General features: G+C 68.8%; 26 protein-coding genes. 11 read left to right on the top strand and 15 right to left on the bottom strand.

The features are described from left to right. Both LW840_RS15350 and LW840_RS15345 read right to left on the bottom strand, forming a co-directional pair. Positions 1 to 381 (bottom strand): group II truncated hemoglobin, encoded by a 381-nt coding sequence (locus LW840_RS15350; RefSeq protein ID WP_291266503.1) that lies wholly within the window; start codon positions 379 to 381, stop codon positions 1 to 3. Positions 382 to 520: 139 nt separating this feature from the next. Further along, positions 521 to 1,231: a hypothetical protein gene (locus LW840_RS15345; RefSeq protein WP_291277309.1), complete on the bottom strand. Its 711-nt coding sequence runs from the start codon at positions 1,229 to 1,231 to the stop codon at positions 521 to 523. A gap of 330 nt (positions 1,232 to 1,561) precedes the next feature. On the opposite strand from LW840_RS15345, the gene LW840_RS15340 reads away from it, so the two are divergent. The 3 genes from LW840_RS15340 (at position 1,562) to LW840_RS15330 (ending at position 6,564) form a co-directional block, all read left to right on the top strand. Continuing rightward, positions 1,562 to 2,065: a nuclear transport factor 2 family protein gene (locus tag LW840_RS15340; RefSeq protein ID WP_291266505.1), complete on the top strand. Its 504-nt coding sequence runs from the start codon at positions 1,562 to 1,564 to the stop codon at positions 2,063 to 2,065. 103 nt (positions 2,066 to 2,168) lie between these two features. Next, positions 2,169 to 3,392 carry a histidinol-phosphate transaminase gene (locus LW840_RS15335; RefSeq protein WP_291277308.1) on the top strand — a complete coding sequence of 408 codons (1,224 nt, stop codon included), beginning with the start codon at positions 2,169 to 2,171 and terminating at the stop codon, positions 3,390 to 3,392. A 202-nt stretch (positions 3,393 to 3,594) separates the two neighbouring features. After that, positions 3,595 to 6,564 carry a glycosyl hydrolase gene (locus LW840_RS15330; protein ID WP_291277307.1) on the top strand — a complete coding sequence of 990 codons (2,970 nt, stop codon included), beginning with the start codon at positions 3,595 to 3,597 and terminating at the stop codon, positions 6,562 to 6,564. A gap of 156 nt (positions 6,565 to 6,720) precedes the next feature. On the opposite strand, the gene LW840_RS15325 is transcribed toward LW840_RS15330, so the two are convergent. The 3 genes from LW840_RS15325 to LW840_RS15315 form a co-directional block, all read right to left on the bottom strand. Next, entirely contained in the window at positions 6,721 to 8,136 is a 1,416-nt protein-coding gene (locus LW840_RS15325; protein ID WP_291260112.1) for an FAD-dependent oxidoreductase, read from the bottom strand. Continuing rightward, positions 8,133 to 8,747 (bottom strand): hypothetical protein, encoded by a 615-nt coding sequence (locus LW840_RS15320; protein ID WP_291273555.1) that lies wholly within the window; start codon positions 8,745 to 8,747, stop codon positions 8,133 to 8,135. The genes LW840_RS15325 and LW840_RS15320 overlap by 4 nt, the downstream gene beginning before the upstream one ends. A gap of 62 nt (positions 8,748 to 8,809) precedes the next feature. Beyond that, the gene (locus LW840_RS15315) at positions 8,810 to 9,676 is read right to left on the bottom strand and encodes an HAD hydrolase-like protein (RefSeq protein ID WP_291277306.1); all 867 of its coding nucleotides are present in this window, start codon (positions 9,674 to 9,676) and stop codon (positions 8,810 to 8,812) included. A gap of 169 nt (positions 9,677 to 9,845) precedes the next feature. Here LW840_RS15315 and LW840_RS15310 point away from each other — a divergent pair, with 169 nt between their 5' ends. The 4 genes from LW840_RS15310 to infA all read left to right on the top strand — a co-directional run bounded on the left by LW840_RS15310 (position 9,846) and on the right by infA (position 14,606). Then, on the top strand, positions 9,846 to 13,139 hold the full coding sequence (locus LW840_RS15310) for a S41 family peptidase (RefSeq protein WP_291273557.1): 3,294 nt from the start codon (positions 9,846 to 9,848) through the stop codon (positions 13,137 to 13,139). A gap of 350 nt (positions 13,140 to 13,489) precedes the next feature. Beyond that, a complete protein-coding gene (locus tag LW840_RS15305) occupies positions 13,490 to 13,699 on the top strand; it encodes a cold shock domain-containing protein (protein ID WP_291260116.1) in 210 nt (69 codons plus the stop codon). A gap of 118 nt (positions 13,700 to 13,817) precedes the next feature. After that, on the top strand, positions 13,818 to 14,372 hold the full coding sequence (locus LW840_RS15300; RefSeq protein WP_291260117.1) for a hypothetical protein: 555 nt from the start codon (positions 13,818 to 13,820) through the stop codon (positions 14,370 to 14,372). An 18-nt stretch (positions 14,373 to 14,390) separates the two neighbouring features. Further along, a complete protein-coding gene (infA, locus tag LW840_RS15295; protein WP_026848355.1) occupies positions 14,391 to 14,606 on the top strand; it encodes a translation initiation factor IF-1 in 216 nt (71 codons plus the stop codon). Between the two features lie 3 nt (positions 14,607 to 14,609). Here the strand turns inward: infA and LW840_RS15290 are convergent, their stop codons facing one another. Together LW840_RS15290 and LW840_RS15285 are read right to left on the bottom strand one after the other, a co-directional pair. Then, positions 14,610 to 15,098 carry an NUDIX hydrolase gene (locus LW840_RS15290; protein WP_291277305.1) on the bottom strand — a complete coding sequence of 163 codons (489 nt, stop codon included), beginning with the start codon at positions 15,096 to 15,098 and terminating at the stop codon, positions 14,610 to 14,612. An 11-nt stretch (positions 15,099 to 15,109) separates the two neighbouring features. Continuing rightward, complete coding sequence (locus tag LW840_RS15285) at positions 15,110 to 15,715, bottom strand: LuxR C-terminal-related transcriptional regulator (protein WP_291277304.1); 606 nt, start codon at positions 15,713 to 15,715, stop codon at positions 15,110 to 15,112. A gap of 154 nt (positions 15,716 to 15,869) precedes the next feature. Between LW840_RS15285 and LW840_RS15280 the strand changes: the two genes are divergently transcribed. After that, a complete protein-coding gene (locus LW840_RS15280; RefSeq protein WP_291277303.1) occupies positions 15,870 to 16,379 on the top strand; it encodes a hypothetical protein in 510 nt (169 codons plus the stop codon). A 169-nt stretch (positions 16,380 to 16,548) separates the two neighbouring features. Here LW840_RS15280 and asd read toward each other — a convergent pair whose 3' ends face one another. Genes asd through LW840_RS15265 form a run of 3 tightly spaced genes read right to left on the bottom strand, consistent with a single transcriptional unit; the run spans position 16,549 to position 18,709 of the window. Continuing rightward, complete coding sequence (gene asd / locus LW840_RS15275; RefSeq protein ID WP_291277302.1) at positions 16,549 to 17,388, bottom strand: archaetidylserine decarboxylase; 840 nt, start codon at positions 17,386 to 17,388, stop codon at positions 16,549 to 16,551. Positions 17,389 to 17,415: 27 nt separating this feature from the next. After that, positions 17,416 to 18,411: a 2-hydroxyacid dehydrogenase gene (locus tag LW840_RS15270; protein ID WP_343213701.1), complete on the bottom strand. Its 996-nt coding sequence runs from the start codon at positions 18,409 to 18,411 to the stop codon at positions 17,416 to 17,418. Positions 18,412 to 18,445: 34 nt separating this feature from the next. Further along, a complete protein-coding gene (locus LW840_RS15265; RefSeq protein ID WP_291260124.1) occupies positions 18,446 to 18,709 on the bottom strand; it encodes a VF530 family protein in 264 nt (87 codons plus the stop codon). A gap of 152 nt (positions 18,710 to 18,861) precedes the next feature. Between LW840_RS15265 and LW840_RS15260 the strand changes: the two genes are divergently transcribed. Beyond that, positions 18,862 to 19,284 (top strand): hypothetical protein, encoded by a 423-nt coding sequence (locus LW840_RS15260; RefSeq protein ID WP_291267441.1) that lies wholly within the window; start codon positions 18,862 to 18,864, stop codon positions 19,282 to 19,284. Positions 19,285 to 19,508: 224 nt separating this feature from the next. On the opposite strand, the gene LW840_RS15255 is transcribed toward LW840_RS15260, so the two are convergent. Together LW840_RS15255 and LW840_RS15250 are read right to left on the bottom strand one after the other, a co-directional pair. Then, positions 19,509 to 19,790 (bottom strand): helix-hairpin-helix domain-containing protein, encoded by a 282-nt coding sequence (locus LW840_RS15255; RefSeq protein WP_291267442.1) that lies wholly within the window; start codon positions 19,788 to 19,790, stop codon positions 19,509 to 19,511. Further along, positions 19,787 to 20,605, bottom strand: coding sequence for an alpha/beta fold hydrolase (locus tag LW840_RS15250; RefSeq protein ID WP_291267443.1), 819 nt, complete (start codon positions 20,603 to 20,605; stop codon positions 19,787 to 19,789). The genes LW840_RS15255 and LW840_RS15250 overlap by 4 nt, the downstream gene beginning before the upstream one ends. Positions 20,606 to 20,773: 168 nt before the next feature. Between LW840_RS15250 and LW840_RS15245 the strand changes: the two genes are divergently transcribed. Beyond that, positions 20,774 to 21,370, top strand: coding sequence for an MBL fold metallo-hydrolase (locus LW840_RS15245; RefSeq protein ID WP_291267676.1), 597 nt, complete (start codon positions 20,774 to 20,776; stop codon positions 21,368 to 21,370). A 96-nt stretch (positions 21,371 to 21,466) separates the two neighbouring features. Here the strand turns inward: LW840_RS15245 and LW840_RS15240 are convergent, their stop codons facing one another. The 3 genes from LW840_RS15240 to LW840_RS15230 form a co-directional block, all read right to left on the bottom strand. Then, a complete protein-coding gene (locus LW840_RS15240; RefSeq protein WP_291277300.1) occupies positions 21,467 to 21,853 on the bottom strand; it encodes a DUF2237 domain-containing protein in 387 nt (128 codons plus the stop codon). A 25-nt stretch (positions 21,854 to 21,878) separates the two neighbouring features. Beyond that, positions 21,879 to 22,817 (bottom strand): hypothetical protein, encoded by a 939-nt coding sequence (locus LW840_RS15235; RefSeq protein WP_291277299.1) that lies wholly within the window; start codon positions 22,815 to 22,817, stop codon positions 21,879 to 21,881. A 231-nt stretch (positions 22,818 to 23,048) separates the two neighbouring features. Then, complete coding sequence (locus LW840_RS15230) at positions 23,049 to 24,230, bottom strand: serine hydrolase (protein WP_291267679.1); 1,182 nt, start codon at positions 24,228 to 24,230, stop codon at positions 23,049 to 23,051. 290 nt (positions 24,231 to 24,520) lie between these two features. Here LW840_RS15230 and LW840_RS15225 point away from each other — a divergent pair. After that, on the top strand, positions 24,521 to 24,768 hold a 248-nt coding region (locus LW840_RS15225; RefSeq protein ID WP_291277298.1), incomplete at its 3' end, for an HIT domain-containing protein.

The following is a 24,768-nucleotide window of genomic DNA, read 5'->3' as shown; positions in this document are numbered from 1 at the left end:
TCAGCCCGGTTGGTTGCGCATGTGATCGGCAAGCTGCTGCAGCCGCTCGCGCAGGAACGTTTTCAGCTCCTCGGGGGCCTCGTGCTCCGCCAGGGCGCGATCCATGCACCAGAGCCATTCGTCGCGCTCGCGCGCGCCGATGGCGAAGGGGAAATGGCGCATGCGCAGCCGCGGGTGTCCGTACTCCTCCACGTACAGCGGCGGTCCGCCGGTCCACCCGCTCATGAACTTGTAGAGCTTCTCACGCGACACCTTGAGGTTGCGCGCGTGCAGCGTGCGGATGTTGGCCGCCTCGGGCGCGGTGTCCATGAGGTCGTAGAAGCGGTCCACGAGCACGCGAATGCCGGCGTCGCCTCCCAGCTGGTCGTAATGGGTGGTCACCCGCGGAACGCTAGCGGAGCGGCGGAGTGACCGGCAAGCACCACGGGTGCCCACGGCGGTTGCGACACCGCCACGGCCACCCGAGGGATTCGCTGCCGAGCGGCGGCGGTCTGCGTACGTCGACGCGCGGAGCGTGTCGTCAGCGCGGGAACGTGGGACGACGGATACCGCCCCCGTTGGCAATCACCCCGCCCATGACCCCACCCAGAACCCCGCCGCCGGCCATGATGATGTCGCCGCCATACCCACCCATACCGCCGTTGGTACCGCCGCGCCGACGCCCCGCCCGACGCCGGTCGTGCTCCTCGCAGTTGTCGATGCCGGCGGCACCGCCGCGAATGATCACGCCAATGAGGGTGCCCAGGCCGCTGCCACGGCGACCGCGCCCCTGCCCTTCCTCCACGCTCGCCTCACCGTCGTGACCCGCAGACGGGCCGCGGGTCACCGGCATGGGCGCGGGTTCGGGCGCCGGCGCGTCCGGTGCCGCCTCGGGCACTGGCGCGGGGGCGTCCACGGTGGCGGCCTCGTCAGCCACGACCGGTGCGGTGCTGTTCTCGGGTTCCGCGACCGTCGGAACCTCCTCGGGCAGCGCCTGCGGCGCGGCACGCGGAGCGCGACGAGGCGTGGCCACGACGTCCCGTTGTCCGCGTTCGGCGCCGCTGGGGGCGCCACGTGGCCCCCCTTCCAATGCCGACACCACGACCGTCTGCGGCCGGCGCGCCCGCACGGCCAGATCGAGATCACGCTCGAGATCGGCCGTCATGGTACCCGTCTCGGTACCGCCGCACCCCAGCAGCCCCGCTACGGTGAGCCCCGCCACCAGCGCCCTGCGTGCGCCACTCGTCGCCATGTGCACCGATCCTCCGCGTACCCGACGCGTCCCCGGCTCCAGCACCCGGCACCCGCCGGACGCCCGCCGTCGGCGTTGAGAAGAGCAATTGCTGGACCATCCCGGCATTCGCCGTGTTTGAGAGGGACGCAGAGCGCGGAGGCGGGATGGCGCGTCCGCTCCGGTGGACAGTCCGCCTCGCACCCTGTCCTTTTCCCGAGAATGACCTCCCCCCGCTCGTCCCAGCCTCCGATGCCCGCCTTCTGCCGCGCCGCGCGCCGTTGCGGCTCTCTGCGCCTGCCCTGGAGCCGACAGCCACTACGCCTGGCCCTGACCGCAGCGTTGGCTGGCATGTTCTCGCTCACCACGGCGTGCCAGAGTCCGGAACGCCTGACGGCGGCGGAGCGCACGGCCATTGCCGATACGCTCACCGCCCTGGTGACGCAGGCCTACGATCTGCGACACCCGGAGGCACCGGCGCGACTGCTGGCGCTCTACCCGGACAGCGGGCGGGTGATCTCGGCGGTGGCGGGGAGGGTGACGACCACGCGCGACACCCTCGCCGGGGAGATTCGGGGCTTCTGGGAACGGGTGGGGCAGAACATGCGCGAGCCACGCTTCGAACTGGGCTCGACCTATGTCGACCTCATCACCCGCGATGCGGCGGTGGTCACCCTCACCTATCGCATTCCGCACCTGACCCCCCGCAACACCCCGCACGTGGTGAGCGGCGCGTGGACGATGCTCTGGCGCCGGCAGAACGGCCGCTGGCGCATTGTGCAGGAGCACCTCTCCGACACGCCGGAAAGCACGGCGCCGGGACCGCCGGACACCCTCTTGCATTCGTCGCACTGACCGGGTTTGGGACAAGGTCGTGCGCTTCGTACCATTTGGCGCTATCGTTGCCCGTCCCGTCCGCCCCGGGAAGTCCGCCGACCTTCGCCCCCGAGGTACGCCCGTGTCCACGTCCGCCGATCGCCCGTTCTCCCGCCGCCAGTGGCTCAAGTCGTCCGGTCTCGTCGCCGGCGGCGCCATCGCCACGCAGTCGCTCTCGCCGTCACTGCTGCCGGCCCTCGAGGCGCCCGCCGCCGAGTCCGTCGTCAACGGCCAGACCACCTGGCAGGGCTTCCTCGCCCTCGAGCGCGAAATCGAAGCGATGCGCCGCGCCGACGGCCCGCTCCGCCTGGCCTCGAACGAGAATCCGTACGGCATGGCGCCCTCGGCGAAGCAGGCGATCATGGACATGTGGAAGGAGCACGCCTGGTACAACGCCAACGCCGTGCCCGCGCTGCGCAAGGTCTTCGCGCAGCAGGTCGGCGTGCCCGAGGAGTACGTGCTCGTCACCGCCGGCTCGGGCGACGTGCTCTCCATTGTGGCGCTCGCCTATGCCATGCGCGGCGGCGATGTGCTCACGCCGTGGCCCACCTACGAAGGGTTGCCGCGCTACGCCGAGTCCATGGGGGCGCGCGTGCACAAGGTGGCGCTCGACGGCGATCTGGCGCACGACCTCGAGGCGATGAACACGCGTCTCGTGCAGGCGGTGGACCTCGTGTTCGTCTGCAACCCCAACAACCCCACCGGCACGCTCACCGATGCCACCAAGCTGCGCAGCTTCGTGAGCAACGCCTCCCGCAAGGCGGTCACGCTGGTCGACGAGGCCTACCACGACTTCGTGACCGACCCCGGCTACACCAGCATGATCGATCTCGTGAAGGCCGGTGAGAACGTCATCATCTCGCGCACCGCGTCCAAGATTCACGGTCTCGCGGGGCTGCGCACCGGCTTCGCCATCGCGCGCCCCGACATCATTGCGCGCCTGCAGCCGTGTGTCACCAGCTTCCCCGGCGTGTTCGGTGCCCGCGCGGCGGCGGCGTCCATCCAGGACACCGCGTACCAGACCATGTGCCGCGACCGCAACGCCGAAGGGCGCACCATCATGCACACGGCCATCAAGAGCCTCGGCCGTCGCATGACCACGTCGCACACCAACTTCGTGTTCTTCGACACCGGCATGCCGGTGGAGAAGGTGCAGGCCGCGATGCTCGCGAAGGGCTTCATGATCGGGCGCGCGTTCCCGCCGTACAACACGTGGGCGCGCATCTCCATCGGCACCCCGGCGGAGATGAAGCAGGTGGCGGCGGTGCTGCCGGAGATCAACAAGCCGGCGACGACGGGGCAGTAACGCCACTGCAGTTCAGACGCCGCCGGAAGCGCCTGTTGTTCGACTGACAGCGGCCCCGTTCAGCGTAAGGGGTCGTGGGTGAAGCGTTGTGGGTTGGTGGATCGTCGAAACACCCACCCACAACCCTCTACGCACGACCCCCGACGCTGAACGGGGCCGCTGTCAGTATCACCCCCCACACTCCCCTCGCACGCCCACCACGATGCGCGCCTACCATCCGCTTGCCGCGGCCTTGCTGTTCGGCCTCAGCTCACTCGCCGACGCCCAACCAGCACTCCCGACGAACGCCATGCACGCCCTCACCTGGCGTCACATCGGCCCCTTCCGGGCGGGGCGCACCAAGAGCGCCGTGGGCGTGCCGCAGCAGCCGAATGTGTTCTACATGGCCGTGACCAATGGCGGCGTGTGGAAGACCACCGACTACGGGCGCACATGGAACCCCATCATGGACGACCAACCGACCGGCTCCATTGGCGCCGTGGAGGTTGCCCCGTCGGACCCGAACATCGTGTACGTGGGGAGTGGCGAAGGGCTGCAGCGCCCCGATCTCTCGGTAGGGAACGGCATGTACCGGTCGGCCGACGCCGGGCGTACGTGGACGCGACTGGGGTTGCGCGACGGTCAGCAGATTCCGCGCATTGCCGTCGATCCCGTCAACCCCGATCGCCTGTTCGTGGCCGTACTGGGGCATCCTTATGGCCCCAACAGCGAGCGCGGCATCTACCGGTCGGTGAACGGCGGGCGGTCGTTCGAGCGGGTGCTGTACAAGGACGAGAACACCGGCGGCGCCGATGTCGTGCTGTCGCCTGACGATCCCAACACGGTGTACGCGGTGCTCTGGGAAGCGCGCCAGGGGCCGTGGGAGAACGCGGCGTGGAGCGGGAAGAACTCGGGGCTCTTCAAGAGCACCGATGGCGGCGCCACGTGGACACCACTCGCGGGCGGGCTGCCCACCACCGCCGACGGGCTCGGGCGATTCGGGATCGGCATTGCGCCGAGCAACCCGCGCGTGCTGTACGTGACCGCCACCGCCGGTGACAAGAGCGGCATCTACCGCAGCGACGATGCCGGGGCCACCTGGCGACGCACCACCACCGATGCGCGCATCTTCGGTCGTGGCGACGACTTCGCTGCCATCACGGTGGATCCGCGCAATCCCGACGTCGTGTACTCCATGAACGTGGTGGCGTGGAAGAGCACCGACGGCGGCGCCACGTGGAAGAGCTTCCGCGGCGCACCGGGCGGCGACGACTATCAGCGTCTCTGGATCAACCCCACCACCCCCGACGTCATGCTCATGGTGGCCGACCAGGGTGCCATCATCACGGTGAATGGCGGCACCACGTGGAGCTCGTGGTACAACCAGCCCACGGCGCAGTTCTATCACGTCACCGCCGACTACAACTGGCCCTATCAGGTGTGCGGCGGGCAGCAGGAGTCGGGCTCGGCGTGCGTGCCCAGCCGCAGCAACGACGGCAGCATCACGTACCGTGACTGGCGGCCGGTGGGCGCGAGCGAATACAGCTACGTGGCCCCCGATCCGCTCGATCCCCACGTGTACTTCGGTGGCACGGTCACCCGCTTCGACCGCCGCACGGGGCAGACGCAGAATGTGAGCCCCAACGCCGGCCGCGGGCGCGGCGCCGCCGGCAGTGGCCCCGATTTCTTCCGCGGCATCCGCACGATGCCCATCCTCTTTTCGCCCACCAACCCGCGCAAGCTGTACTACGGCACGAACGTGCTCTGGCAGACGGTGAACGGCGGGCAGAGCTGGACGCGACTCAGCGACGATCTGTCACGGGACACGTGGGCGGTGCCCGCCAGTGTGGGCATCTATCGCGACACGCCCAGCGCGAAGCCCACGCGGCGCGGGGTGGTGTACACCATCGCGCCCAGCCCAGTGGACTCGAACACGATCTGGGTGGGCACCGACGACGGGCTCATTCACGTGACGCGCAACGGCGGCAAGAACTGGCGCGACGTCACGCCACCGCAGCTCGGGCCGTGGTGGAAGGTGTCCATCATGGACGCCTCGCACTTCGACGCCAACACCGCCTATGCGGCGGTGAACACGTTCCGTCTCGACGACCTCCGCCCGCATCTCTATCGCACGCGTGATGGTGGGGCCACGTGGACCGAGATCACGGACGGCATGGACACCGATGCGCCCACCAACGTGATTCGCGAGGATCCGAAGCGTCGCGGCCTGCTCTACGCGGGCACCGAGCACATGGTGTGGGTGTCGGGCAACGACGGCGACAGCTGGCAGCCGCTCAAGCGCAACATGCCGGTCATTTCCATTCGCGATCTCATCGTGAAGGACGACGATCTCGCGGTGGCCACGCACGGGCGTGGCTTCTGGATTCTCGACAACGTCACGGCACTGCGGCAGTTCAGCGCCGCCACCGCCGCCACCCCGGCCGTGCTCTTTGCGCCCGCCGTGGCCACGCGGGTGCGCTACAGCATGTATACCGACACGCCGGTGCCGCCGGACGAACCACGTGCCGAGAACCCGCCTGACGGTGCCATGATCGATTACTGGCTGGCGCGCGACGCGGCCGCGGTCACCATCGAGCTGCTCGATGCACGCGGGCGGGTGCTGCGCCGCTATGCGAGCAGCGATCCCGTGCCGCCCCCGGCCGACGCGGGCAACGCGCCCTGGTACTGGTTCCGTCCCGCCGCCGCTCCCGGTACGCGGGCCGGGCTGCAGCGCTTCACCTGGGACCTGCACTACGCACGCCCCACCGACGGCTGCGCCCTCCCCATTTCGGCCACGCCGTACAACACCAAGTGCGAGCCCGAAGGCCCCTGGGTCATGCCCGGCCGCTACACGGTGCGGCTGACGGTCGACGGCACCGTGCTGACGCAGCCGCTCACCGTGCGCATGGACCCGCGCGTGAAGACGGCGCGCGCCGCCCTGCAGGAGCAGCATGACCTGAGCGTGGCGCTCTACGACGCCATGCTGCTGGCGCGCACCCGCGTGGCCCAGGCGCGTGAGGCCGGGCTCACCGAGTTCGTGACCGCCTACGGCGCCGTGGCCGGGACGCATCAGACCGCGATGGACGCCCTGCAGGACAGCGACACGCCGCCGACCGAGTCCATGCGCGCCGCTGCCCGCGAGCGGCTGGCCGCGTGGCGGACCCTCGAGACCCGTTGGGCAGCTCGGCGCTGACGAACCGGAACCGTATTCCCGTGAGCGGCGCCTCCCGTTCTCCGTTTCTCCCAGTGTCAGTTCACCCGGCCACGATGTCGACCTGATGGCGGGAGAATCGGAGTCGCGGAGAAATGGAGGCCGGCGTCGCGCGGTGGTACGGGCTGACCGCACGAGCTACAGCTGCCCGGTGCTTCCCCACTGCGCCACCTGCGCGCAGTACGCCGCATCGTCGTAACGCGACGGCAGAAATGCCCGCTCGTACTCCGGGCGCGAGGCACCGGTGACCTGCGCCGCCAGCAGCTCCGCCGCCGCCGGTGCGGCCATGAGCCCGAAGCCCGAAAAGGCCGCGCACACATACGCACCCCCTGGCCCCATGGGACCCACCAGCGGCCGATTCTCCACGGTCTTCGTGTAGTAGCCACCGTCCATGTACGCGTGCGGCAGCCGCTCCAGGTACGCCGAGAGCCCCGGCGCGAGCCGCGTCATGCCGCGCAGTACCACCTCGGGATACAACGCATCCTCCGGCAGCGGAAACGCCGGGTCGTCGAAGCGGTGCGCGCCGTGATAGTCCCACAGCATGAGCACCGTCTGCGCGCGGCCATACCCCTCGGGGCGCAAGTGAATGCCCGCCGGCAACGGTTCGGTGAGCCAGCGGGTGCTCTCGTCGGCCGCCAGCTCGGCACGCTCCTCCTCGTTCCACTCGAGGGTTTGCGCATCGTCGAGAATGACCAGACCGGTGTTGCGGTCGATCACCCCCCGTGCATCATCGATGGCAATCTTGTAGTGCGCCTCGCTGAAGAGCGGCAGCTCCACCCCGCACAGTGCCGCCACCTGCTTCGCGTACGGGCCCGCGGCATTCACGAACACCGGCGTGCTGATGGTGTGGGTCACTCCGGATGGCATGGCCACCTGCACCCCCGTCACCCGCCCCCCGTCCTGCTGCACGCCGGTCACGCGCCCTGCCAGCAGTGATGCACCGGCCTCGCGCGCCTGTTCCAGCAGCAGCATCCCCAGCTGCTGCCCGCTGAACCAGCCGCACCGGCGCGCATGCAGCACCGCGCAGATATCGGGCGAGAGCCACGGGAAGTGCTTGCGAATGGCCGCAGCGTCGAGAAAGAGATCGGCGCCGGTGGGGTGCCCCTGCCACCCCTGATGCGCCGACGGCTGATAGGTGGCCGCCTCCTGCAGCGAGCGATAGATGCGCACCGCGCCGGCCCCCTGTGACGCCGCCAGCGCCGCATCGGCCTCGAACTGCGCCGCCCGCTCGGCGCGCGCCGTGGCATACACATACCCGCGCCGATTGAGCAGGAACCGGTTGTCGCTGGCCGTGGCCCACGCCTCCAGCAGGTCGATGCTGCGGTTCATGAGCCGCACCATCGCGTCGTCGGGGCCAGGCCACCAGTTGCGATAGGCTTCGGTACTCTTGTCGCTGGTGAGCGTGAGTGGCGGCGTGTCATCCACGATGACCACGCGCGCGAGTCCACGCCCAACGGCCAGCGCCTGCGCCGCCGCAATGCCGGCAATGCCGGCGCCGCAGATCACCGCATCGGCGGTGTCCGTCGCGCCGAGGTGATGCAGGCGATCACTCATACGCGCGCGCCGGCGTGTATGCCGTGTGCCCAGAGTGCGCGCTCCACCATGGTGGCGTGCCAGCCGTTCCCCAGCGCCGCTGCGCGCGCCGTCAGGGCCGCCACATACTTGCGGTAGTACGGCGCCGTCCACGCGATGGTCCCCATCCCCTCCACGTGCGGCGCCACCTGGCCGGTGACGATTTCGTCGAAGAAGGGGAAGCGCTCAGGCGCCATGATGGCCAGCACCGCCGACGCCGTGGCCGGGCCCACGCCGCGCAGCGCACTCACCGCCGCCACCGCCTTGGCCGGCATGTCGAGTAACGCCGACGCACTCGCCGTGGCCGCTTCCACGGTACCGGGAGGGTTGTTGCGCACCAGCACGAGGTTGGGGGCGCGCCAGACGCCGCGCGCCATCTTCCACTCGGTGATGCGCACCATCTCGTCGTGCGTCACGTGCATGGGCGCGCGCGTGTGCACCAGTGCCGGCAGCTCGTGCCGGTACCAGGCATCGTGCGCCGGCAGCTTGCCGTTGGGCAGGGCGGCAATGGCACGGTCGTAGGTGGCGAGCGCCTGAACCCAATGGGAAAGGGTGTCGTCGCGCCACAGCGGAAGGTCGGCCAGGAGTACCATGCGCCTAAGCTACACCCCACCGCGGAACGCGCAGCACGGTCACGGTGCGTCTCCCCGTGGTGTCAGAAACGCAGATCGTCCAGCAGATAGGTGGGCGAATGCGCGCCGGCGCCCTGGGCCTGCGCCGCCGTGGTCACCCCCGTAAGCACGATCGCGCTGGCAATGCCCACGCCGTGAGCGCCGGCAATGTCCGTGTGCAGCGTATCGCCCAGCATGACCGCCTGCCGCGTGCCCACCATCTCCAGTGCCGTTTCGAAGTGGCGCACGGCGGGCTTACCCAGCACCTCGAAGCGGGGCGCGCCGCTGCCCAGCAGCAAGGCGAGCGCCCGCTCCACCATGCCGGCCAGTGAGCCCGCCGTGATGCCGAAGGTGCCGTTGGCCGACGGATAGACCAGGTCGGGATTGGCGAGCAGCAGCACGGGGGCACGGCCGCGTTCGACGGCGGAGAGGATCATGCTGAGCGTCGCATCGAGGGTGCCCAGCGTCTCGAAGCCGCCCTCATCGGCAATGACCACCGCGTCGGCCGGGTCGGCCGGATCGGGGTCCACCACGATCGCCCCCGCCTGCCGCGCGTACGCCGCCGAATCGCCGGTACCCAGCACCACCACGCGCCGCCCGTGCATGGCATGCTCCTCGAGCGCCGGCGCAATGAGCATCCCCGAGCTCAGCACATGCTCCGGCTGCACCGGAATCCCCAGGCGCAAGAAACGGCGCGACGCCCGCTCGGGCGAACGCGACGCGTCGTTGGTTACCACGAGGAAGCGCTGGCGGCGCGCCACCAGGTGGGCAATGGCCTCGGCGGCACCCGGCAGCGCCCCCGCCGCGCTCACCAGCACGCCGTACGCGTCGAACAGGATGGCCTCGTGGCGCTCGACCAGCGACGTGAAGCGGAGGCGCTCCACGGGGCCCACATGGGCGGTATGGCTCACGATGTCGCTCGTGCGCGCAGGGCAATCTCCAGGGGCCGTGTCTTCCGGCGCCCGGGCCGTCGGTTCATGGTGCTCATGAAGCAGAGCTAGACGCTGACGCAGGCGAGGGCAAGTTTGGGTGGTGCGACCCTGCCTCGGCCGTCTCTCTCTCGCGCGAGTGTGCCTGACGATGTCTTTCCCTTCCGTTCGCCCTGCGCGCCGGCTCTCCGGCCACGCCGCCCGTGGTTTCCTCGGCGCCGTGCTGTTGCTCACCGCACCGTGGCGCGTAACGGAGGCGCAGCGCGCCGGCGCCGACGACGTGCCCCGCCCCGCGCTGGCCGAACCGGCGCTGTCGCCCGACGCGCGTGAAATCGTGTTCGTGAGTGGCGCCGACCTGTGGACGGTGCCGGCCGCCGGCGGCGAGGCGCGGTTGCTGGTGGCACACCCGGCGGCGGAGAGTCGCCCGCTGTACTCGCCCGACGGACAGAGCGTGGCGTTCACCAGTACGCGCAGTGGCAACGGGGACGTCTACACCGTCAACCTGCGCACGGGTGCCCTGCGGCGGCTCACCTTCGACGATGCCGCGGAAACGGTGTCGGCGTGGTCGCGCGACGGGCGCTGGCTGTATTTCCACAGCAATGCCGGTGACATCGCCGGCATGCAGGATGTCTACCGCGTTTCGGCGAGCGGTGGCACGGCCATGCCCGTGGCCGCCGACCGCTATGCCAGCGAATTCTTCGGTGCCCCGTCACCCGACGGCAGCACGCTGGTGGTATCGGCGCGCGGTACCGCCAGCGGCCAGTGGTGGCGGCGTGGCCGCTCGCACCTGGACGAAGCGGAGCTGTGGCTGGTGCGCCCGGGGAGTACGCCCGCGTACACACGCCTGTCGGAAGAGGGCGGCGCAAAGGATCTGTGGCCCATGTGGTCCCCTGACGGTGGCACCGTGTACTACATGAGCGACCGTACAGGGCCGGAGAACCTGTGGGCGCGTCCCGCGCGCAGTGGCGCCGCCACGCGGCTCACCAACTTCACGAACGGCCGTGTGCTCTGGCCGCAGATGGCCCACGACGGCAGTGCCATCGTGTTCGAACGCGATTTCGGCGTGTGGCGCTACGACGTGCGCACGCGTGAGGCGGCGCCGGTGGCCGTGACGTTGCGCGGCGTGTCGGCCGCACGCGGCGTGGAGCGCGTCACGGTGTCGCAGGGCTTCACCGCCGACCTCTCCCCCGATGCCCGCAAGCTGGCGCTGGTGGGGCGCGGCGAATTGTGGGCCAGCGATGCGCGCGAAGGGGGCGAGGCCACGCGGTTGACCAGCACCGGCGCGCTCGAAAAGCAGCCGCGCTGGCTGCGCGGTGGCCGCGACGGCGACCGGGAACTGGTGTACGTGGCGTGGAGCGCCACCGGCGGCAAGGTCATGGTGCACGATGTGGCCGCCAACCGGTCGCGAGCACTTACCAGCAGCGGTGACGCGTCGCAGCCCACGCCTTCGCGTGACGGCAAGCGGGTGGCCTACCTGCGCGACGGCAATGCGCTGCACGTGGTGAACGCCGACGGCACCGGCGACCGCAGGCTGGCCACGGGGATCTTCGACCGTGCGCCCTTCGACGACGGGCGCGCCGTGGCATGGAGCCCCGACCAGCAGTGGATTGCCTACCTGTCGCGTGGCCCGCGCGGCTTCACCAACGTGTACGTGGTGCCGGCCAACGGCGGCGACGCGCGGGCGGTGAGCTTTCTCGCCAGCAGCAACAGCGGGTCGCTGGACTGGAGTGCCGACGGGCGGTTCCTCCTCTTCGTGACCAGCCAGCGCACGGAGCCGCCGCGCCTCGTGCGCGTCGATCTCGTGCCGCGTTCACCGTCGTTCCGTGAGGACCGGTTCCGCGACCTGTTCAGCGTACCGGTGCGCGACACGGCGCGGCCGCCGGCGGTGCCCCCCGCCCCCGCGCCGCGCGATTCGAACGGCGCGCGCAACGCGGCTGTACCCGCCGCCGCACCGGCCACGGCCACCCCCACGCGCATCGTGTTCGAAGGCATTCGTGAGCGCGCGCAGGTTCTCGAGCCCGGGATGGACATTGGCCGCGCCTGGTTGGCGCCCGACGGCAAGACCGTCGTCTTCACCAGCGCTGGTGGCGGCCAGCCCAATCTCTACGTCTGGGCGCTCGATGATGGCACGCGTGCGCCAGCCTCCCCGCGCCAGCTCACCACCACACCGGGCGCCAAGTCGCTCATCGGGTTCTCGAGCGATTCGCGTGAGCTCTGGTATCTGGAGGGGGGCCGAGTGGTCATCGTGCCGGTGGCCGGCGGTGCCACGCGCGCGGTGAACGTGACGGCATCGCTCGATGTGGACTTTGTGGCAGACAAGCAGGTGGCCTTCGAGCAGGCATGGGCGACGCAGCGCGACCAGTTCTACGATCCCGCCATGCACGGGGTCGACTGGAGCGCCGTGAAGGAACGGTTCGAGCCGGTCGTGCGCGCCGCCACCTCCCCCGACGAGTTCCGGCGACTGCTGTCGCTCATGGTGGGCGAGCTCAACGCCTCCCACAGTGGAGCGAGCGGGCCGGCGGCGGCGCCGCCCGCGCCCACCGGGCGACTTGGCGTGCGCTTTGATCGCGAGCTGTACGAACGTGACGGCGCGCTGCGCGTGACCGAAGTGGTGAAGCTCGGGCCGGCCGACGTGGCGGGGGTAGCGCCCGGCGATCGGCTCACGGCCGTGGACGGTGTGCCGCTCACGCGCGCGGACAACCTGGACTCCCTGCTGGCCAATCAGGTGGGACGCAAGGTTACCCTCACGCTCGCCGGCCCCGCGGGCGCGCGCACGGTATCGCTGCAGCCCACCACCACCGGTACCGTGAAGGAGCTGCTCTACCGCCAGTGGGTGGAGGAACGGCGCGCGTACGTGGCGCGGGTGTCGAACGGCCGCCTGGGGTACGTGCACATGTTCGACATGGGCGAGCAGTCACTCGCGCGGCTGCACTTCGACCTCGACGCCGAGAACATGGGGCGCGAGGGGGTGGTGATCGATGTGCGCAACAACAACGGCGGCTTCGTGAACGCCTACGCGTTGGATGTGTTCGCGCGGCGCCCGTACATGTCCATGACCACCCGGGGGTCGGTAACGGCTCCGGCGCGGAACCAGCTGGGGCAGCGTGCGCTCGAGCGCCCCACGGTCCTCGTGGTGAACCAGCACACGCTCTCCGACGGCGAGGACTTCACCCAGGGCTACCGGGTGCTGGGGCTGGGGAAGGTGGTGGGCGAACCCACCGCCGGCTGGATCATCTACACGTCGAACATCACGCTGGTGGACGGCACGTCGCTGCGCCTGCCCTTCATTCGCGTGGACGACGACGAGGGGAAGAACATGGAATTGGTGCCGCGGCGGGTGGATGTCCCCGTCACCCGGCCCATGGGCGAGCACGTTACGGGGGCGGATTCCCAGCTCGATGCCGCCGTGCGCGTCCTGCTGGGGCAGCTTGGCGGGGGGCGCTGACCGGCAGACGGGACCGTTGGTGGCCCGCAGGGCGCCGACGGCCCGCTCTTCCGTTTATCGGAAACAATCCCGACCAATTCGTTCTTGTGTATTGCCCCCGGCGCCGGAATGGGGTACCATTCCTTTCAGCGATGCACGCGCGGTTTTCAACCAGCGTGGACAAGTTCCGAATGACACGGGCCTGCCAAAGCGAGCGGGCCCGTTTGCGTTTGCATCGTAGCCATATCGGTATGGCGCCCATCGTGAGGGCGATCACGAGCACGTGGAAGTCGGTATCGTTTTGCATGCGCGCCCTCGGGCGTTGTGCTCCGACAGATCCAGCATCGATCCATCATCAGGAGTACAACGCAATGCGTACGACCGGCACCGTGAAGTGGTTCAACGACGCGAAGGGCTTTGGTTTCATCACCCCGTCGAATGGCCAGAAGGATTGCTTCGTGCACCACTCGGCCATCCAGGGTCAGGGCTTCAAGTCGCTGACCGAAGGCGAGACTGTCGAATTCGACATCGTGCAGGGACAGAAGGGCCCCGCGGCTGAGAACGTCACCCGCATGCGCTAAGACGAGCCGCGCCGGGTCCTCGCACTCGGCGGGTGTGTTCTGTCTCACGCGTGGGAGCGGCTCGTTCCGCTCCCACGCGATGCTGTCTCTTCTGTAACGGTCTTCAGCAGGAGGTCCCGTGATCGACCACGCAGCGCCTGTGGCGCCGTCGGAATCCCGTTTTGGGCCCGACCGCACGAACTTCCTCACGTCTCACCGCGCCCAGTCCGTTGGCGCCCGCGAGTTCACCAAGCTCGCCGAATCGCTGGTGGCGCTCGCCAAGCGGGCCGCCACGCTCAACAGCGCCGAGCCGCCTGTCACCCGGCTCTCTCCCGACCGCTGCATCGTGCAGCTCGGCCCCGTCGCCCTGACCGTGGCGCATATCCGGGTCGGCAACGATGTGCCCCCTGGTGGCCAGCTGCTCGCCATCATCTGGAATGGGACCATTGCTCCACGTGGTGACCACGTCCCCGAGCGCAACGGAGCGCGACGCGTTCCGCCGCCGCCGGTGTCGGTATGGGAAGAGTCGCTGGTCGTATCGGCCGCCGCCGAGTCCAGCTGGCACTGGCATCCGAATGGGATCGACTCGACGGGCTACACGTCCCCCGAGTTGGCCGAACGGTGCATGGCGCAGCTGCAGTCGGCGTTCGAGACGGCGTTGCGCGACAATCCCGAACCGGCTCCACTGTCCTGACCGCCCACTGGAGGGCGCATGAAGCAAGACATGATCGAGTTTGAAGGCACCGTCACCGACGTGCTGCCCAGTACCATGTTCCGCGTCAATCTCGAAAACGGCCACGAAATCCTGGCCACGGTGGCCGGCAAGATGCGCAAGTTTCGTATCCGCATTCTCGCTGGCGACAAGGTGACCGTTGAAGTGTCACCGTACGATCTCAACCGCGGCCGCATCACCTTCCGCCACAAGTAGCACTCACACCGCGCCTTCCCTCGGGGGCGGCGGCGTGAAGCCGCCCTCCAGCAGGTGCACGATGGGCAGGAACAGCGGCGTGGGAAGTGCGTCCCAGGTGAACCACTCCCACGCGTCGCACTTGTGTGGCTCGAGCCGCTGCGGCTCGCCCGCGGCGCTTTCGGCGAGCACGAAGAGCGTGACGTAGTGCTTGTCGGCGCCCGGCTCGGCCCCCGCGAAGTAGTCGTTGGTGAACGGCCCCTGCCCCGTGATGCGCACCTCGAGCCCGGTTTCCTCGCGCACCTCCCGGCGCGCGCAGTCGGCCACCGACTCGCCCCATTCGAGATGCCCACCGGGAAACTGCCACCCCCCGTCGCCGTGCGAGGTGCTGCGGCGCCTGCCCAGCAGCACGTGCCCCCCGCGCTGCACGATGACGCCCACCCCAATGCGCGGCCATCGGTTGCCGTCACCGCCGTCACCGCTACCGCCGTTACCGGTAGCGCCGTCAGACATGACGCCGTCCCTCATGACGCCGTCAGCCCCGACTGCCCCCCCGACTGCTCCCCCGCTCCCGGCAACGCCAGATCCGCCAGGAAGAACGCCGCCAGCTCCGACCGCCCCTGCACCCCCGCCTTGCGGTAGGCTTCCACCGCCTGCTGACGCACCGTGCGCTCGCTGCGCCCCAGCGATGCCGCCACCTGCTTGTGCCCCAGCCCCTTGAGGAGCAGCAGCGCCACCTCACGTTCGGCCCGGGTGAACTGCCACGTCGTGAACTGGCGGTCGATGGCCTGACCGAAGCCAGCCAGCACCTGTTCGGCACTGGCGCGCCACCGGTCGCGCTCTGCCCGACGCTCGTCCAGTTCGCGCGTGGTTGCCGCCAGCGACGCCCGAGCCTGGTTGAGCGCCTGCTGCGAGCGTCGCCAACGGCTGAAGATCAGCACCGCGAAGGACAGACTCACCGCCACCATTCCCACTTCGATCGCGATGTGCGCGGTGAACCACGATTGCGGACGGTCAAGAGCGATATCGGTGAGTCCGCCGGCCACCACGGTGAGCAGAAAGACGACCAGCACCGGGGGCCAGGCGCCGGTCAGGTTGTCCGAACCGTCGATGATTTCGTCGTGATCCATGCGCGAAGTTCGCTCAGTGCGACAGTTGTCGGATGCGGATACGCCTCGATGACGTCACTTGTCGGATGTTCTCGACCCACGGTGCGCCCGAACTTGCCTCTCGAAGGGTGTGGCGATCCCCGCCCACCAGACTCCACGACATTCGGAGCCGACCATGCTGAACAATCTGCCTCTTCATGCCCTCATCGTGCACATGCCGATCGCGCTGACGGTACTCGTACCGCTCTTTGCCCTGCTGGGGCTCTGGCTCGGCCGCCGTGTCATGAAGCCGCATGTCGCCTGGGCATTTCCGGTGGGGATGCTGGCGCTGCTGCTGGCCAGCGGGGTGGCGGCCGACAAGACGGGGGACCAGCAGGAAGACAAGGTGGAGCGGGTGGTCCCGGAGGCCGCCCTCGAGCGCCACGAAGAAGCCGCCGAGCTCTTCCTGCTGGTGACGGGCGGCGTGCTGGTGCTGGCGGCCGGGGGGCTCATGAACAACAGCCTGGGCAGGACGCTGCGCGTGGTGGGCACCGCCGGTACGCTGGCCGTGCTCGCGGCGGGATGGAACGTGGGCCACAGCGGCGGCCAGCTGGTGTATGTGCACAACGCCGGTGCGGCGTATGGCAGTGGCGCGGCCAATAGCGCGGGTTCGAGCACGGAAACCACCGACCCCCACAATCCGTGATCGGCAAACACCCTCAACCCGAACCCCTCGACCCTACACCCTGAACGGTCCCGCCGCCAGTTGACGGGCGATGCCGGCGCAGCCGACTGGCAGCGACACCGTACAGGGTTGGGGGTCGGGAGTTGAGGGTGGTGGGTGACTTACGTCATCTCCGCCCTACGCTTTCGTGTTAAGCCAGTCCGCCAATGCGCTGGCCCATGCGCACCGTGGCGCCCAGCGTGAGCGGCTCGATCACGCCCGCATTGGCGGTGCACACCAGTACCACCGTGCTGCCGAACTCGAAGTGCCCCAGCTGGTCACCGGCGCGCACGACAATGGCGGGATCGTACTGGCGCTGCTGCACCTCACGCCGACGCGCGTTGGTGTGCAGGTCGTCGAACACCAGACGCGTCATGCCCACCATGGTGGCCCCCACCGGCACAATGGCCATGCGGCCACCGTTGGCGCCGTCGAGCATGACCACGATGCGCTCGTTCACGGCGAACAGGTCGGCCACATGCGTCACCGCCGCCACGTTCACCGGCCACAGTTCACCCGGTACGTAGGTGGCCTGCGTGATGCGGCCGTCCATGGGCACGTGAATGCGGTGGTAGTCCTTGGGGGCGAGGTAGAGCGTGGTATACGTACCGCCCTCGAAGGCCTGGGCCAGCGCCTCGTTGCCCAGCAGCGCACCCAGCGAGTAGGTGCGCCCCTTGGCCTGCACCAGCGTGCCCGCCTCCACGATGCCGTAGGCCCCCACGGCAGCATCCACCGGGCTCACAATGGCGTTGGGCGCCACCGGACGCACTCCAGGCTTGAGCGCCCGGGTAAAGAACGCGTTGAGGGTGGGGTACTGCTCGAGCGGCAGCTCCGCTTCTTCCGGGCGCGCGCCGAAGATACGGCTGTAGCCACGATACACGGCGCCACGCCAGCCCACCGGCACGGTACGCGTGGCCAGCCACCCCGCGCCGCGACTGAGCGCGTGCGTGGGGAGGACGGAGAGCAGCAGGATGAGCAGACGGCCGACCATGTGGCGGAATCTAGCGGCGTGCGGTTTTCATGCCCCTGGCGGCAGCACGTTGCCGTTGCGCCGGCCCGCCGCGAAGTCGTCGAGGTTCCCGATGGTGGTCTCGGCAATCGTCGTCATCGCCTCGTGCGTAAAGAAGGCCTGATGACTGGTCAGCAGCACGTTGGGAAACGAGAGCAGGCGGGCCAACACATCGTCCTGCAGGACGGTATCCGAGAGGTCGCGAAAGAACTTCCCTTCCTCTTCCTCGTACACATCGAGCGCCACCCCGCTCACGTGCTGCGAACCGAGGGCCTCGATGAGGGCAGCCGTGTCGATGAGCCCTCCGCGGCTGGTGTTCACGATGATCACGCCGGGGCGCATCATCGCAAGGGACTCGCCGTTCAGCAGATGGTGCGTAGCGGGGAGCAGCGGCACGTGCAGCGACACGATCTCCGCCTCCCGCCACAGGGTCTCGAGCGGTACGTAGCGGACACCGGCCTCACGGAGCGACGCGTCCTCGCGCAGGTCGTGGGCAATCACCGGGCACCCGAAACCCAGCATGATGCGCGCGAAGATCGCGCCGATTCGCCCGGTCCCCACGACGCCGACGGTGCGCCCGTACAGGTCGCGCCCGAGGAGCCCGGCCAGTCGAAAATCGTGCTGCCGAGTGCGACTCGAGGCGCGATGGATACGCCGGTTGAGTGTCTGCAGCAACCCCACGGCAAACTCGGCGACGGAGTGGGGCGAGTATTCGCGCACCCGCATGCAGGTAATGCCGTGCGCGGCGGCCGCGTCGAGATCGATGTTGTTGAAACCCGTGGACCGTTGCACGATGCAGCGCACCCCGCCCGCCGCGAAGCGCGCCATGGCGGCGGCGCCGGCGTGATCGTTCACGAACAGGCAGACGGCGTCGAAGCCGGCAGCCATGGCGGCCGTGTGCGGATCGAGCTGTGCCGCCGTGTGTTCGAGGGTGTGCCGTCCGGCGTTCGCGGCATCGAGGAAGGTGCGATCGTACGAGTGACTGTCGTACACGAGCACCCGCAGCCCGGCGTGCGCGGCCACGGTGGCGTCTGGCATGTCAGGCATCGGCGGCCCTCGACTGTTTGCGTGGGTGCGCCACCGAGTGGCGGTAGAGCGACTCCACCTTCTCGCGGGCCCACGGCGTTTTGCGCAGGAACTTGAGCGACGAGTTCACGCTGGGGTCGTGCGTGAAGCAGCGGATGGTGATGCGCTCGCCCAGCCCCGGCCAGCCGTAGCGCTCCACCAGGTGCTCCACCATGGCCTTGAGGGTGATCCCGTGCAGGGGGTCGGGGGCGCGCGGCGTGGTGGGGGCGTCGGACATGCTGAAATGTAGGCGAGGCGCGATGGCGGCGGCGGCCCCCTGCCCCCTCGCCTGCGCGTGCATGCCAATGGGCGGGGCAGTCGGCGTCAGCTGCGCATCTGCACCGAAATGGGCTGCGCGTTGGCGCGGCACGAGCAATAGAATGCATGGCAATGCGTACCATCATTGCGTTTCTCCTCTATCGACGTGCCCCCCGCACGGCGTTCGTGGGTCTGCTGGTCCTGCCCATGGCGTGCAGCGGCGACAGCTTCACCTGCACCCTGATTGGCGACCCCACCGGATTGACCGTGGAACTGCCGACGCCGATGCAGGGCCCGTTCACGGTCACGCTGCTGTCGCCGCGCCCCGGACTGACCTACACCTACAGCTGCGACGGGGGTCCGGGGTGTGTGGGGACGGTCCGCGTGCTCTTCGCCGGCGTGGTGGTGCCGCAGGCGACCATTCGCGTGACGACCCCACGCGGCACCCGGGACACCCCGCGATCGGGCATTCGGTACGAGGAGAGCTTTCCGAATGGGAGAGGCTGCGAACCCCGCGCCCTCACGGCGACGGTGCGCGCGGAGCTGCCGGAATAGCTGGAACCGTATGGTGGGCGAGCACGGGCGTTTCGCCTCACCGGCGAACGCACCCACGAAGGCTGGATGCCAAGGCGACCCCGCAAAGCCGACGAGTGCGAATGCACGCAGAGCGCGGGGCATTGCTCGTCTGTGATCGAGGGGGGTGAGACGACGTGCCCCGGTGTATACCTCGACGACCGGTGGTCGCGCTGGTGCTACGGGCAGCCGGGACTGCACTTCGTCTACGGCTTCTGGCGACCGGTGCGTTCAGGCGTGAAGTGCCACCAGTCGAGCGCCTCACCGGTGCGTGCCTGATGAATGGCTGCCGCGAACACATCACGCACACACGGGTCCTGTCGCGTTCCGGTGGCGCGTTCGAGGGCGCGATAGAGCACGTCCGGATCGCTGGCCGCGAGTTCCTCCAGCGTGGCAATGCCAAGCAGGGCGAAGTCGCCCAGCGCCGCCTTCCCCACGTTGCGCAGGTCGGCGAGCGACTGGGCGGGATGGCGCTTGGCTCGGCTCACCCGGCCGCCGGCGCAACCGTCTGCCTGATCCACTCGATGGCCGCGTCGAAGGTCGCGGTCATGTTGTTATGGCCTTGCACAGAAGACACGGTGTAGTCGAAGCGATGGCCGGCCCTCCGCAGCGCCATCAGGTTGCGCAGCGACAGATCCACCGGAATGCTGCCGTCGTACCCGCCGTAGATGAAGAAGCCGGGGATGGCCAGCGTGGCCAGATCGGCGGCCGCGTCCGTGTCTCGGCCGAGGAAGTCGGGCCACACGTACGGCTCGGTGCGTGCGGCAAGCGCGGCGGCGTACGGCGGGCGATCAGGTCCATCCGTATCCGCCGTGTATTTGCTGTAGATGTCTTCCTCGCTCACCTTGCACACGGGTGCGCTCCAGAGCAGCAGGAATCGCGCGTGCCTGGTCCTGGTCGCTGCCAATGGTGCAATCCAGCCGGCTTGCGAGATGCCGGCGAGTCCGACGGGCGCTCCGCCCAGCGCATCGCTGGCAGCCAGCACGTCCAGCGCCGCCGCCGCATCGTCTGCGAGCAAGGCGATGTTCATGCCAGTGACACTCTGGTTCCCTTCGTACACGCCGCCGGACCGTGCAACACCACGCTTGTCGTAGACCAGTGCGGCGATGCCTCGCTCCGCGAAACGGCGCGCAAGATCGAGATCGCGCTTCTGCGGGCCGGAGCCGTGGATGAACACCACCGCCGCCGTGATGGGCCGGTCCACGGGCCACGCGATCGAGCCGGCGAGCGTCGCGCCTTGGCTGATAAAGGTCACCTCTTGCAGGCGGGGCTGGGCCGCGTGCACCGGCGAGGCCGTGAGCATGCCGACAAGGGCGCAGCGCATGAGGTGCTTCACTATAGGTGCGGACTGGAGATGGAGGCCGAAGGGGGGCGCTCCTGCGTCTACGGGCAACCCAGGTTGCCGGTTTCGTGCGGGCGCAACGAGTGTATGAGAGCTGGCCGCTGCTCGGCACGAAGACGAGATTCCGGCATGGTGTCCACTGTGCGTCCCAGCATCGTGAATGTCGGCTATCGCTCCACCAACGTGTGGGTGGTGAGCGCCGGCACCTCACGCCTGCTCGTCGATCTCGGCTGGCCCGGCACCATGGACACGTTGCGCAGCAATCTCCAGCGCATGGACATCCCGCTGTGCGAAATCCGCTACGGCCTCGCGACGCATTATCACATCGACCATGCCGGCCTGGCGCAGGATCTCAAGCTGGCCGGCGTGCCGCTGCTGGTGATCGACGTGCAGCAGCCGTTCATTCCCCTGCTGCGCCGGCACATCAAGCCCACCGACCGGTTCACCGAGATCACGCTGCACGACAACGTCGTGATCACGGCCGCCGAGAGCCGGGCGCTGCTGGCGCGTGTCGGCATCCCGGGCGAGATCCTGCACACCCCCGGCCATTCGGATGACAGTGTCTCGCTGCTGCTGGACAGCGGTGAGGTGTTCACGGGCGATCTCACGCACCCGTCGCTGATGACCGACGCCGAGGCGGAGGTCACACGGACAAGTTGGCAGCGGCTGCGTGACCGCGGGGCGACCACGGTGTACGCGGGGCACGGACCGATCCGGCCGTTCTGAGCACCGCTCACGCCCGGTATTCGGCAGGGTACGCCGTCGTGCCCGGTCATCACTGATCCGCCGCGGGGTCGCGTGGCGCGGGACGCGTCGCGCCATTCATGCCGATGTTCGGTGCGCCTGCAGCATGTCCAGGGTGACCACATCGAGGGCGCGCGCATGGCAGGCTTCCAGGATGACCGCCGGCGCCACCCCGGCGTCGAAGGCCTCGCGCCACCGCGACACGCACAGGCACCAGCGATCGCCGGGAACGAGTCCCGGAAAGTTGAACGCCGGACGAGGCGTGATCAGGTCGTTGCCGCGCGCCCGCGAAAACGCCAGAAACTCGGCGGTCACCACGGCGCACACCGTGTGCGATCCCGCGTCCTGCGGACCCGTGCGGCAATATCCATCCCGCCAATAGCCGGTGCGTGGCGCCGTGCAGCAGCAGGCGAGGGGGCCGCCCAGCACGTTGCGCGGACCCACAGGTTCAGGCGAGGCAATCATTCGAGCCTCCTGCACACGCTGGTGTTCACGGTACGTTGAACGCGAACCGCAGAAGCGGGGAGTAGAGCGGGGTGCACCGGTATTCGGCGCGACGCAGATACGGCGCGGCGGCGGGCAGCAGACGGCGCTCCAGCAGCCCGAACAGGACGAGCGGCTCGAGGACGCGGTACCGGAACGCATTGAAACGCGCCTCCGGATGATCACGCTCCCAGCTCGCGAACGGGTCGCGGGCGCTCTGCAGCCACGCCGCATCGGCGAGCGGCGCGAAGGGCGTCCAGTCGTGTGCGGTGCGACCGATCTGGTAAAACGCGTAGGGGAGCGTCTGCTGCAGCCCCAGATGCGGCGTGCCGCTGTACAGGTACCGCAGATCGAACTGCCGGAAGAAGGTGAGAAAGAGCTCCACGAACAGGGAGCCCACCTGCGGGTCAGGAAGGAGTGCCCGCCCGCGCGCGCTGAGCAGCAGCCCCTTGCGCTTGGTGGCCAGCTTGCCGAAGAGCAGGATGTGCTTGAGCACCGGAAGCCACCGCACGTCGTCCTCGTTGCGTACCGGCAGGGGGGCGAGACCACCTCGCTCCTCGAGCAGCGCTTCACTCCGCAGTTGCGGCGCCAACTCGGCCACGGCCGCGCGCGTCAGGTTGCCTTTCGGCGTGAGCTTGACCGGCCCGTTGGCGCCGAGGTACGCCATGAGCAGACGTGCGTCGGCCACGATGGGCACCGCCAGCAGCGCCTCGGGTGCCGCCTCACCGGTAACCCGGAACGCCCCAACCGTTGCCCAGTCGCCGTACAGCAGCTGCGCCGCCTGGTCGGGAGAGAGCCCTCCCAGCTCCGGCTGCGGGGTGGTGTTGTATTGCTGCATCCGCTGCGCGAGGCGGGCATTGAGCGCGTCGATCGAGGGAAAAGGCGCGTCGCGCGCCATCTCGTCGAGCAATGCCTGCAGCTCCGCAGTCTTGAATGGAGATTGCATGACAAGGAGCCTGTCACCGGGGGCGGGATTGCGCCAGTCGCCGAGCACGCGCGGGAACCGAACCCGCCAACCGACACTTTGCTTCTGTGCGAAGTGCGGGCGTCACCGCATGCGCATCCCGGCAATGAGCATTGGCTGACCATGCGCGCGTGCTCCACCACATCGTAGCCACATGGGTGGGTGCCATGGTGCGCGGGGAAAGGAGCGATCGCGCATCATGGTGGGTGTGTCCTACTTCGCCGCCCGAATGAGCCGTTCCTGAACCGCACGCAGCGGAAGCGAAGGCCCGCCGCTGATGTTCCACGCGTTGAACACCACCACCATCTCCTGCTCGGGGAAGGCCATCGGGAACTGGCCGCCGAAGCCGGACCCGGCCCAGATGAACGCGTCCGGCTTCACCGGATTGCTGTAGAGCCACCACTTGTACCCGTACTTGGGCGCGCCGGCGCGCGTGCTGGTCGCGATGTGCGGTGTCACGGATTCGCGCACCCAGCGTTCCGACACGATGGTCTTTCCGTTCCAGCGGCCGCCCTGGAGCCACAGCTGCCAGATCCGCGCAAGGTCGGCCGCTTCGAGATACAAGCCCCCCTCGGTGTCGATGGCGCCCGAGGTGGTGCGCTTCCAGTGCCAGTTGGCAATGCCGAGTGGAGCGAAAAGATGGCGCGCCGCGTACTCCTCGATGTCGACGCCGGTGGCGCGGAAGAAGATGTGCGCGAGCAACGCGCTTTCACCGCTGCTGTAGTTGAACTGCGTGCCCGGCTCGCGCATCATCGGCCGGTCGATGGTGAACTTGACCCAGTCCGGGCTGGCCTCGAGCGCGCCAGCCGTGTTGCGCGGATCGCTGTACGGAATGCTTTCGTTCCAGTCGAATCCGCCCGACATCGTGAGCAAGTGGCGGATGGTGATGCGCCGCTTGCGGTCGTCGAGATTCGCGACGGTGGTGGTGTCCCAATACGTGAGAATCGGCGTATCGAGTGCGGGGAACTCGCCACGGGTGACCGCCACCCCGATGACCACCGAGGCCACGGTCTTGGAGACCGACTGCAGGGTGTGCAGCGTGCCCCGCCGATACGTGGGGTGCCACCACGGGTTGAAGTAGTTGAAGGGGCCGGTCGGGTCGTGCGAGTTGTTCAGCGACGAGGCGGCGCGCGATGAGTCGCCATAGATCTTGTCGTAGTCGCGCGGATACCGCTTGTCCATCGCGATCCGACCGCGACGAATGACCAGCATGCGGTCGATGTTGCCGTACTTCCCTGCCGTGATCTCGGCGTCGAGACTGTCGAGAACCGCGGAATTGAGACCGACCGCCGACGGTGTCGCCGTAGGCCACGTGAACGACGTGGGCTGCGCGCCGAGCGACGGGGCAGCGAGCCACGCGAGGGCGACTGCGGAGGAAAAGAGTTGACGGATCATGGGGGTATTCTACGGCGCCACGCCGGAGGGCGGAATGGCGGTGGTTGGTGCGGCGTGGCTGGCTGTGATGCACGCGGCCAGCACGTTATCGCCCGACCAGGGGTCGCGCAGGCATGTCCATTCGCATGTCCATTCGCGTGTCCATTCGCGTGTCCGGGCCGCATGCATCCCACTTCCTGCCGGAGGAACTCGCCCGGCACGCTACACGAGTCCCCGAACCGTGTGACGAAACCGGCAACGACGAGCGGGCGTAGATTCACGCGTATGGCAACCTTACTGGGGAACGGCCGATGAGCGAAGTGAAGGTGGCCGGCGTGGTGGCGCAGGAGCCATGCGTGTTCTGCGACATCCTTGCCGGGCGTGCTCCGGCCGACATGATTTTCGAGGATGCGCTGACGGCCGCGTTCGTGGATCTGCGACAGTTCCATCCAGGGCACATGCTGGTCGTGCCCAAGGTGCACGTGGCCGATGTGCGCGAGCTCGACGACCGCACCGGCGCGGCGCTCATGGCCACCGTATCCCGCGTCACACGCGCCGT

The sequence above is a fragment of the Gemmatimonas sp. genome (assembly GCF_021298855.1).
GTDB lineage: Bacteria > Gemmatimonadota > Gemmatimonadetes > Gemmatimonadales > Gemmatimonadaceae > Gemmatimonas.
This window is presented reverse-complemented; position numbering and strand designations above follow the sequence as displayed.